9 protein-coding genes are annotated in these 10,644 nt (G+C 62.0%); all 9 read left to right on the plus strand.

Features of this window, described 5'->3' with window-relative positions; translation table 11 throughout:
• Window positions 1-3 precede the first annotated feature (3 nt).
• The 9 genes from murD to lpxC all read left to right on the plus strand — a co-directional run bounded on the left by murD (window position 4) and on the right by lpxC (window position 10,542).
• Complete coding sequence (gene murD, locus ACW9H9_RS22390) at window positions 4-1,350, plus strand: UDP-N-acetylmuramoyl-L-alanine--D-glutamate ligase (RefSeq protein ID WP_457345318.1); 1,347 nt, start codon at window positions 4-6, stop codon at window positions 1,348-1,350.
• Window positions 1,347-2,564 (plus strand): putative lipid II flippase FtsW, encoded by a 1,218-nt coding sequence (ftsW, locus tag ACW9H9_RS22395; protein ID WP_457345320.1) that lies wholly within the window; start codon window positions 1,347-1,349, stop codon window positions 2,562-2,564. Before murD ends, ftsW begins: the two co-directional genes overlap by 4 nt.
• Window positions 2,554-3,624 carry an undecaprenyldiphospho-muramoylpentapeptide beta-N-acetylglucosaminyltransferase gene (gene murG, locus ACW9H9_RS22400; RefSeq protein ID WP_457345321.1) on the plus strand — a complete coding sequence of 357 codons (1,071 nt, stop codon included), beginning with the start codon at window positions 2,554-2,556 and terminating at the stop codon, window positions 3,622-3,624. The genes ftsW and murG overlap by 11 nt, the downstream gene beginning before the upstream one ends.
• Window positions 3,617-5,062, plus strand: coding sequence for a UDP-N-acetylmuramate--L-alanine ligase (gene murC / locus ACW9H9_RS22405; protein WP_457345322.1), 1,446 nt, complete (start codon window positions 3,617-3,619; stop codon window positions 5,060-5,062). The genes murG and murC overlap by 8 nt, the downstream gene beginning before the upstream one ends.
• Complete coding sequence (locus tag ACW9H9_RS22410; RefSeq protein ID WP_457345323.1) at window positions 5,059-6,009, plus strand: D-alanine--D-alanine ligase; 951 nt, start codon at window positions 5,059-5,061, stop codon at window positions 6,007-6,009. The genes murC and ACW9H9_RS22410 overlap by 4 nt, the downstream gene beginning before the upstream one ends.
• Before the next feature lie 4 nt (window positions 6,010-6,013).
• Entirely contained in the window at window positions 6,014-6,883 is an 870-nt protein-coding gene (locus tag ACW9H9_RS22415; protein ID WP_457345324.1) for a cell division protein FtsQ/DivIB, read from the plus strand.
• Between the two features lie 15 nt (window positions 6,884-6,898).
• A complete protein-coding gene (ftsA, locus tag ACW9H9_RS22420; protein WP_457345326.1) occupies window positions 6,899-8,161 on the plus strand; it encodes a cell division protein FtsA in 1,263 nt (420 codons plus the stop codon).
• A 148-nt stretch (window positions 8,162-8,309) separates the two neighbouring features.
• Complete coding sequence (ftsZ, locus tag ACW9H9_RS22425) at window positions 8,310-9,518, plus strand: cell division protein FtsZ (protein WP_457345327.1); 1,209 nt, start codon at window positions 8,310-8,312, stop codon at window positions 9,516-9,518.
• Window positions 9,519-9,630: 112 nt separating this feature from the next.
• Window positions 9,631-10,542 (plus strand): UDP-3-O-acyl-N-acetylglucosamine deacetylase, encoded by a 912-nt coding sequence (gene lpxC / locus ACW9H9_RS22430; protein ID WP_457345329.1) that lies wholly within the window; start codon window positions 9,631-9,633, stop codon window positions 10,540-10,542.
• Window positions 10,543-10,644 lie beyond the last annotated feature (102 nt).

Here is a 10,644-nt window from a genome sequence, read left to right on the forward strand (position 1 = left end):
CGAGTGTCTTTGATCGCTTCAGACCACTTCCGCATCGTTGTCGGCCTCGGCAAGAGCGGCATGTCCCTGGTTCGCTTCCTGGCGAACCGGGGCACGTCGTTTGCCGTGGCCGATACGCGGGAAAATCCACCGGAGCTGGTCACGCTGCGCCGTGACTACCCGCACGTGGAAGTGCGTTGTGGCGAGCTGGACGTCGAATTCCTCTGCCGTGCCGACGAGCTCTACGTGAGCCCGGGCCTGGCCCTGGCGACCCCGGCCCTGCAAGCGGCCGCGGCCCGTGGTGTGAAGCTGTCCGGTGACATCGACCTGTTCGCGCGTAACGCGAAAGCGCCGATCATTGCCATCAGCGGCTCCAACGCCAAGAGCACCGTCACCACCCTGGTCGGCGAAATGGCCGTGGCGGCGGGCAAGCGTGTGGCGGTGGGCGGCAACCTCGGTACGCCAGCGCTGGACCTGCTGCGCGACGACGTCGAGCTGTACGTGATGGAGCTGTCGAGCTTCCAGCTGGAAACCACCCACGACCTGGGGGCCGAAGTGGCCACCGTGTTGAATGTGAGTGAAGACCACATGGACCGCTACAGCGGCCTGCCGGCCTATCATCTGGCCAAGCACCGGATCTTCCGGGGCGCGCGGCAGGTGGTGGTCAATCGTCAGGACGCATTGAGCCGTCCGCTGATGGGCGAAGGCCTGCCGTGCTGGACATTCGGTTTGAGCAAGCCGGACTTCAAGGCCTTCGGCATTCGTGAAGAGAACGGCGAGAAGTACCTGGCCTTTGAATTCCAGAACCTGATGCCGGTGCGCGAGCTGAAAATCCGTGGCGCCCACAACCAATCCAATGCCCTGGCGGCGCTGGCGCTCGGGCACGCGGTGGGCTTGCCGTTCGACGCCATGCTGTCGAGCCTGCGCACGTTTGCCGGGCTTGAGCATCGCTGCCAGTGGGTGCGCGATCTGGACGGCGTCAGCTTTTACAACGACTCCAAGGCCACCAACGTCGGCGCGGCTCTGGCGGCGATCGAAGGCCTGGGTGCCGACATTGAGGGCAAGGTCGTGCTGATCGCCGGGGGCGACGGCAAGGGTGCCGACTTCAAGGACCTCAAGGGCCCGGTGGCCAAACATTGCCGCGCCGTGGTGTTGATGGGCCGTGACTCCGACCTGATCGGTGCCGCCCTGGGCGACGCCGTGCCGCATGTACGCGTGGCCTCGTTGGACGACGCCATTGCCCAATGCCGCGCGCTCGCCCAGCCTGGCGATGCTGTATTGCTCTCCCCCGCGTGCGCCAGTTTTGACATGTTCAAGAACTACGAAGATCGCGGCCAGTTGTTCGCCCGCGGCGTGGAGGCCTTGGCATGAATTTCAGAAATATCATCAAGCCTTATCCGTCGCCGATCATCACCGGGCGTGGCATCGACCTGGACTTCCCGATGCTCGCCGGTTGCCTGGCCTTATTGGGCCTGGGCCTGGTGATGATCACTTCGGCATCGTCCGAAGTGGCGGCAGTACAGTCGGGCAATACGCTGTACATGATGATTCGTCACCTGGTGTACCTGGTGATTGGCCTGGGGACCTGCGTGGTCACCATGATGATTCCTATCGCTACCTGGCAACGCCTGGGCTGGCTGATGCTGATCGGCGCCTTTGGCCTGTTGATCATGGTGATCCTGCCCGGCATTGGCCGCGAGGTGAACGGTTCGATGCGCTGGATCGGCTTTGGCGCCTTTAACGTGCAGCCGTCGGAAATCGCCAAGGTGTTTGTGGTGATCTACCTCGCGGGTTACCTGGTGCGGCGCCAGAAAGAAGTGCGTGAAAGCTGGATGGGGTTCTTCAAGCCCTTCATCGTGCTGCTGCCCATGGCTGGCCTGTTGCTGATGGAGCCGGACTTCGGCGCCACTGTAGTGATGATGGGCGCCGCCGCGGCGATGCTATTTTTGGGCGGTGTCGGGCTGTTCCGCTTCACCTTGATGGTGGTGCTGGCGGTGGCGGCCGTAACGATCCTGGTGCAGGCGCAGCCCTACCGGATGGCCCGTCTGATTACCTTTACCGACCCGTGGTCCGACCAGTTCGGCTCCGGCTACCAGCTGACCCAGGCGCTGATCGCCTTTGGTCGCGGTGAGTGGCTGGGCGTGGGCCTGGGCAACAGCGTGCAAAAACAGTTCTACCTGCCCGAAGCGCATACCGACTTCGTATTCTCGGTATTGGCCGAAGAACTGGGCGTGGTCGGCTCGCTGTGCACCGTCGCGTTGTTCGTGTTCGTGTGTGTGCGTGGCATGTACATCGGCTTGTGGGCCGAGAAGTCCAAGCAGTTTTTTGCCGCCTACGTGGCGTATGGCTTGTCGTTCCTGTGGATCGGCCAGTTCCTGATCAACATCGGTGTGAACGTGGGGCTGCTGCCCACCAAGGGCCTGACCTTGCCGTTCCTCAGTTATGGCGGCAGCTCGCTGGTGATCTGCTGCGCCTGCTTAGGCTTGTTGTTGCGCATCGAATGGGAGAGCCGAACCCACCTGGGTAGCGAAGAGATGGAATTCAGTGAAAGTGACTTTGCCGAGGAGCCGACCCATGGGCGCTAACGTGCTGATCATGGCGGGCGGCACCGGTGGCCACGTGTTCCCGGCGTTGGCCTGCGCCCGTGAGTTCCAGAGCCGTGGCTACACCGTGCACTGGCTGGGCACGCCACGTGGCATCGAAAACGACTTGGTGCCCAACGCTGGCTTGCAGTTGCACCTGATCAACGTCACCGGCCTTCGGGGCAAGGGCAAGTTGTCCCTGCTCAAGGCGCCGTTCGTGTTGCTCAAGGCGGTGTGGCAAGCGCGCAGGGTGATCCGTGAGCTCAAGCCTGTGTGTGTGCTGGGCTTTGGCGGCTACGTGACCGGCCCCGGTGGTGTGGCGGCGAAGCTGTGTGGCGTGCCGGTTATCGTTCACGAGCAGAACGCCGTGGCCGGTACGGCCAACCGCCTGCTGGTGCCCCTGGCCAGCCGGGTGTGCGAAGCGTTCCCGAAAACCTTTGGTGCCTCGGACAAATTGCGCACCACCGGCAACCCGGTGCGTACCGAGCTGTTCATGGACATCGCTCGCCAGGCCTTGGTGGGGCGCAAGCCGCGCTTGCTGATCCTGGGCGGCAGCCTGGGCGCCGAACCGCTGAACAAATTGTTGCCCGAAGCACTGTCGCAATTGCCGGTAGAGCTGCGCCCCGAGGTGTTTCATCAGGCGGGCAAGAATCACGATGAAGTCACCGCCCAGCGTTATCGCGAGGCGGGGGTGGAGGCCAATGTGCAGCCCTTCATCAAAGACATGGCCCATGCCTATGGCTGGGCCGACCTGGTGGTCTGCCGCGCAGGTGCGCTGACCGTCAGTGAACTGGCCGCCGCCGGTCTGCCGTCCTTGCTGGTGCCATTGCCCCATGCCATCGACGACCACCAGACCCGCAACGCCGAATATTTGGCCGGGGAGGGCGCTGCCTTCCTGCTGCCGCAAAGGACGACTGGCGCCGCCGATTTGGCCGCACGCCTGACTGAGGTTTTGATGCAACCGGAACGACTGAACAGCATGGCGAGCACCGCAAGCCGCCTGGCCAAACCTGACGCAACCCGTACCGTGGTGGATATCTGCCTGGAGGTGGCCCATGGTTGAGAATCAAAAAGCCATGCCACAACCGGAAATGCGCCGCATCCGTCATATCCACTTTGTGGGGATCGGTGGTGTGGGCATGTGCGGTATCGCCGAAGTGCTGTTGAACCTGGGTTACCAGGTGTCCGGCTCGGACTTGAAGGATTCGCCGGTCACCGAGCGCCTGAAGTCGTTTGGCGCCCACATCTTTATCGGCCACCGCGCCGAGAACGCGGCTGAAGCGGATGTGCTGGTGGTGTCCAGTGCCGTGAACACGTCCAACCCGGAAGTGGCCACCGCGCTCGAGCGCCGTATTCCGGTAGTGCCCCGTGCCGAAATGCTGGCCGAGCTGATGCGCTACCGTCACGGCATTGCCGTGGCCGGTACGCACGGTAAAACCACCACCACCAGCCTGATTGCCTCGGTGTTCGCCGCCGGTGGCCTGGACCCGACCTTCGTGATCGGTGGCCGCCTGAACGCTGCGGGCACCAATGCGCAACTGGGCACCAGCCGCTACCTGATCGCCGAAGCCGACGAAAGCGATGCGAGCTTCCTGCACCTGCAGCCATTGGTGGCCGTGGTCACCAACATCGACGCCGACCACATGGCGACCTACGACGGTGACTTCAACAAGCTGAAGAAAACCTTCGTCGAATTCCTGCACAACCTGCCGTTCTACGGGCTGGCCGTGGTGTGCCTGGACGACCCGGTGGTGCGCGAGATCCTGCCACTGGTCAAGCGTCCGACCGTGACCTACGGCTTCAGCGAAGACGCCGACGTGCGCGCCATCAACGTGCGCCAGCAAGGCATGCAGACCTTCTTCACCGTGCTGCGCCCCGACCGCGAGCCGTTGGACGTGTCCGTGAACATGCCGGGCAACCACAACGTGCTCAACTCCCTGGCCACTATTTGCATCGCCTCCGATGAAGGCGTCAGCGATGAAGCCATCGTCGAAGGCCTGTCGCGCTTTGCCGGTGTGGGGCGCCGCTTCCAGGTCTACGGCCAGCTGCCGGTAGACGGTGGCGACGTGATGCTGGTGGACGACTACGGCCACCACCCGACCGAAGTCGCAGCCGTGATCAAGGCCGTGCGCGGCGGTTGGCCGGAGCGCCGCCTGGTGATGGTGTACCAGCCGCACCGCTACAGCCGCACCCGCGACCTGTACGACGATTTCGTCAATGTGTTGGGCGACGCCAACGTATTGCTGCTGATGGAAGTCTACCCGGCCGGTGAAGAGCCGATCCCGGGCGCAGACAGCCGCAAACTGTGCAACAGCATCCGCCAGCGCGGGCAACTGGACCCGATCTACATCGAGCGGGGTGTGGACCTGGCGCCGATCGTCAAGCCACTGCTGCGCGCCGGTGACATTCTGCTGTGCCAGGGCGCCGGTGACATTGGCGGCCTTGCACCCAAATTGCTGGCCAGCCCGCTGTTTGCCGCCACCGGGGAGAAGTCCAAATGAGCTACACGTCCTTGTTCTCCACCGTTAACCCCGCCGACTTCGGCCGCGTAGCGGTGCTGTTCGGTGGCAAGAGCGCCGAGCGGGAAGTGTCGCTCAAGTCCGGCAATGCCGTGCTTGAGGCGTTGCTCAGTGCTGGCGTGAACGCGTTTGGCATCGACGTGGGCGACGACCTGCTGGCGCGCCTGCAAGCAGAAAAAATCGACCGTGCCTTTATTATCTTGCACGGTCGCGGCGGTGAAGACGGCAGCATGCAAGGCCTGCTCGAATGCCTGGGCATCCCTTACACCGGCAGCGGCATCCTGGCGTCGGCGCTGGCCATGGACAAGCTGCGCACCAAGCAGGTCTGGCACAGCCTGGGCATTCCGACCCCGCGTCACGCGGTGTTGCGCAGTGAAGACGATTGTATTTCTGCCGTCGAGGAACTGGGCCTGCCTTTGATCGTCAAACCTGCCCATGAAGGCTCCAGTATCGGCATGGCAAAAGTGAACGCTGCCGCCGAATTGATTGACGCATGGAAAGCGGCCAGCAAGTACGACTCGCAAGTGTTGGTTGAACAGTGGATCGCCGGTCCCGAGTACACCATCGCAACCCTGCGTGGCCAGATCTTGCCGCCGATCGCCCTGGGCACGCCCCACACCTTTTACGACTACGACGCCAAATACCTGGCTTCCGATACCCAGTACCGGATCCCGTGTGGCCTCGACGCAACCAAGGAACAGGAATTGATGGACCTCACGGCGAAAGCCTGTGAGGCGTTGGGTATCGCCGGTTGGGCACGGGCAGACGTGATGCAGGATGACCAAGGGACGTTCTGGTTCCTGGAAGTCAACACCGCACCGGGGATGACCGACCACAGCCTGGTGCCGATGGCTGCACGCGCAGCCGGGCTGGATTTCCAGCAGTTGGTGCTGGCCATTCTGGCGGCAAGTACCGAGCCGAGAGGTTAAGACCATGCAAGGCGCATCGCTTCGTCATCAGCAATCACCCGCACCCGGCCGCAAGCCGGTGCCGCGTGGTGCCAGCCGGATGGTGGCTAAAGAGCCGATGTCGGCGCGTGCGCCTAAAGCCAATTTTGGTTTCCTCAAGGCGCTGTTCTGGCCGGTGGTGTTGGTGGCCTTGGGGTTCGGTACGTACGAAGGTGCGCAGCGCTTGCTGCCTTACGCCGACCGGCCGATCACCAAGATCAGCGTGCAGGGCGACCTGAGCTATATCAGCCAGCAAGCCGTGCAGCAGCGCATCGGCCCGTACCTGGCGGCGACGTTCTTCACCATCGACCTGGCCGGTATGCGTTCGGAGCTCGAGCAGATGCCGTGGATCGCGCACGCCGAAGTGCGCCGTGTGTGGCCGGACCAGGTCACGATCCGCCTGGAAGAACAACTGCCCGTGGCCCGTTGGGGTGACGGCGCACTGTTGAACAACCAGGGGCAGGCGTTTACCCCGCGTGAGCTGGCCAACTACGAGCACTTGCCGCAGTTGTTCGGCCCGCAGCGGGCGCAACAGCAAGTGATGCAGCAGTACCAGGCCTTGAGCCAGATGCTGCGCCCCCTGGGCTTCTCTATCGCACGCCTGGAATTGCGTGAGCGGGGCAGCTGGTTTTTGACCACCGGCGCCGGCAGTTCCGGGCCAGGCATCGAGTTGTTGCTGGGACGCGACCACTTGGTGGAAAAGATGCGCCGCTTCATTGCCATCTACGAAAAAACCTTGAAAGAACAGATTACGAACATCGCAAGCATCGACCTGCGTTACGCCAACGGCCTGGCCGTCGGCTGGCGGGCACCGGCTGCGGCCACGCCAGCGCAACCCGCTGTCGCGAAGAATTAAGAAGAGGCAGGACCCATGGCAAACGTGCAAAGCGGCAAAATGATCGTCGGTCTGGATATCGGTACCTCCAAGGTGGTGGCGCTGGTAGGCGAGGTCGGGGAAGACGGCACGATTGAGATCGTCGGTATCGGCACGCATCCGTCCCGGGGCCTGAAGAAGGGCGTGGTGGTGAACATCGAGTCCACCGTGCAATCGATCCAGCGCGCCATCGAAGAAGCGCAGCTGATGGCCGGTTGCCGGATTCACTCGGCGTTTGTCGGCGTGGCCGGCAACCATATCCGCAGCCTGAACTCCCACGGCATCGTGGCGATCCGTGACCGTGAAGTCAGCTCGGCCGACCTTGAGCGTGTACTCGATGCCGCCCAGGCCGTGGCGATCCCGGCAGACCAGCGCGTGCTGCACACCCTGCCGCAGGACTACGTGATCGACAACCAGGAAGGCGTTCGCGAGCCGCTGGGCATGTCGGGCGTGCGCCTGGAGGCCAAGGTCCACGTGGTGACCTGCGCCGTCAACGCCGCACAGAACATTGAAAAATGCGTGCGCCGCTGTGGCCTGGAAATCGACGACATCATCCTTGAGCAACTGGCGTCTGCGTACTCGGTACTGACCGACGACGAAAAAGAGCTGGGCGTGTGCCTGGTGGACATCGGCGGCGGCACCACCGACATCGCGATCTTCACCGAAGGTGCGATCCGTCACACCGCCGTGATCCCGATTGCGGGTGACCAGGTGACCAACGACATCGCCATGGCGCTGCGCACACCGACCCAGTACGCCGAAGAGATCAAGATCCGCTACGCCTGCGCCCTGGCCAAGCTGGCCGGTGCCGGTGAAACCATCAAAGTGCCAAGCGTGGGGGATCGCCCGCCGCGCGAGCTGTCGCGCCAGGCGTTGGCCGAAGTGGTCGAGCCGCGTTACGACGAGCTGTTCACCCTGATCCAGGCCGAGCTGCGTCGCAGCGGCTACGAAGACTTGATCCCGGCCGGCATTGTGCTGACCGGTGGCACCTCGAAGATGGAAGGCGCGGTCGAGCTGGCCGAGGAAATCTTCCACATGCCGGTCCGCCTGGGCGTGCCCCACAGCGTGAAGGGCCTGGGCGACGTGGTGCGCAACCCGATTTATTCCACCGGCGTGGGCTTGCTGATGTACGGGCTGCAAAAGCAGACCGACGGCATTTCCCTGTCGGGCCCGAGCAATCGCGAAAGCTACCGCAGCGATGAAGAAGGCAAGGCGCCGCTGTTCGAGCGCTTGCAGGCCTGGGTGAAAGGGAACTTCTGACGCAACAGCGTCAAGCGACAAGCTTCAAGAGGTAGGGCGCTCCAGGTGTTAAGCCTGGCGTGCCGACAGCACCAAAGGCGGCATGAAACACGTTGTAAGCAGTAGGCGCAGTAGGCGAAAAAACTAGAGAAATGAAAGGAGAGGGAAAATGTTCGAACTCGTAGACAACATCCCCGCAAGCCCGGTCATCAAAGTGATCGGTGTCGGCGGTGGCGGCGGCAACGCTGTCAACCACATGGTCAAGAGCAACATTGAAGGCGTTGAGTTCATCTGCGCCAACACTGATGCCCAGGCCCTCAAAAACATCGGTGCACGCACCATCCTGCAATTGGGCACCGCGGTGACCAAGGGCCTGGGTGCTGGCGCCAACCCTGAAGTGGGCCGTCAGGCTGCACTGGAAGACCGTGAGCGTATCGCCGAAGTACTGGCCGGTACCAACATGGTGTTCATCACCACCGGCATGGGCGGCGGTACCGGTACCGGTGCTGCGCCGATCATCGCTGAAGTGGCCAAGGAAATGGGGATCCTCACCGTTGCGGTGGTGACCCGTCCGTTCCCGTTCGAAGGCCGCAAGCGCATGCAGATCGCCGACGAAGGCATCCGCATGCTGTCTGAAAGCGTCGACTCGTTGATCACCATTCCCAACGAGAAGCTGCTGACCATCCTGGGCAAAGACGCCAGCCTGCTGTCGGCGTTCGCCAAGGCTGACGATGTACTGGCCGGTGCCGTGCGCGGTATCTCCGACATCATCAAGCGTCCGGGCATGATCAACGTCGACTTTGCCGACGTGCGTACCGTGATGAGCGAAATGGGCATGGCGATGATGGGCACTGGCTGCGCCAGCGGTCCGAACCGTGCGCGTGAAGCCACTGAAGCGGCGATCCGCAACCCGTTGCTCGAAGACGTGAACTTGCAAGGCGCACGCGGCATCCTGGTGAACATCACCGCAGGTCCTGACCTGTCGTTGGGTGAATACTCCGACGTGGGTAGCATCATCGAAGCGTTCGCGTCCGAGCACGCGATGGTCAAGGTGGGCACTGTTATCGATCCGGACATGCGCGATGAACTGCACGTGACCGTGGTTGCGACCGGCCTGGGCGCGAAAATCGAGAAGCCTGTGAAGGTCATCGACAATACCGTTCACACCAGCCACGCCAGCCATGCCGCCCAGACCGCTGCCGCTCCGGCCGCGCCTTCGCGTCAGGAACTGCCGTCGGTGAACTACCGCGACCTGGACCGTCCGACCGTGATGCGCAACCAGGCTCAGGCCGGTGCTGCGGCTTCGCGTAGCTTGAATCCGCAAGATGACCTGGACTACCTGGACATCCCAGCTTTCCTGCGTCGTCAGGCCGATTAATGGAATGTATCAGGGCTATGAAGGTGATTGGTGTTCAGCAAAGGTCTGGTCTGCTATTATCGCCAGCCTTTGTTGATACCAGTTCGCAATTTGCGCTGAAGCGGTCCAAGCCATGATTAAACAACGCACCCTGAAGAATATTATTCGTGCCACAGGTGTAGGTCTGCACTCCGGGGAGAAGGTTTACCTGACCCTCAAGCCTGCACCTGTCGACACCGGCATTGTGTTTGTTCGTGCCGACCTGGACCCTGTGGTGCAGATTCCTGCTCGCGCGGAAAATGTTGGCGAAACCACAATGTCGACCACATTGGTCAACGGTGACGTCAAGGTAGACACGGTGGAGCACTTGCTCTCGGCCATGGCCGGTTTGGGCATCGATAACGCCTACGTCGAGCTCTCCGCGTCTGAAGTCCCGATCATGGATGGCAGCGCTGGACCCTTCGTATTCTTGATTCAATCTGCCGGCCTGGAAGAACAGGACGCAGCCAAGAAGTTCATTCGCATCCTGCGGGAAGTGACAGTACAGGACGGCGACAAGCGCGCCACCTTTGTCCCGTTCGATGGCTTTAAAGTGAGCTTTGAGATCGATTTCGATCACCCGGTTTTCCGTGACCGCACCCAAAGTGCAAGCGTGGATTTTTCCAGTACTTCGTTCGTAAAAGAAGTCAGCCGCGCGCGTACCTTTGGTTTCATGAGTGACATCGAGTACCTGCGCAAGCACAACCTCGCACTCGGCGGCAGCGTGGAAAACGCAATTGTGGTCGACGCGGATGGCGTGTTGAACGAAGACGGCCTTCGTTATGAAGACGAGTTCGTCAAACACAAGATTCTCGATGCAATCGGTGACCTCTACCTGCTGGGCAACAGCCTGATAGGCGAGTTCAAAGGCTTCAAGTCGGGCCACGCACTGAACAACCAGCTCCTGCGCAAGTTGATTGAGCAGAAAGACGCTTGGGAAGTGGTGACCTTCGAAGATGCCAGCACCGCACCGATCTCTTACATGCGTCCCGTTGCGGCGGTGTAAGTAACAACTCTCTTTCTTTAGTTTTTAAAGGCTGCCTTCGGGTGGCCTTTTTTTATGTGCGCCAGGCATGGCGCGTTGCGCGAAGCGCAACCAGCTTGGCTG

It is taken from the genome of Pseudomonas sp. SDO5215_S409, assembly GCF_054071325.1.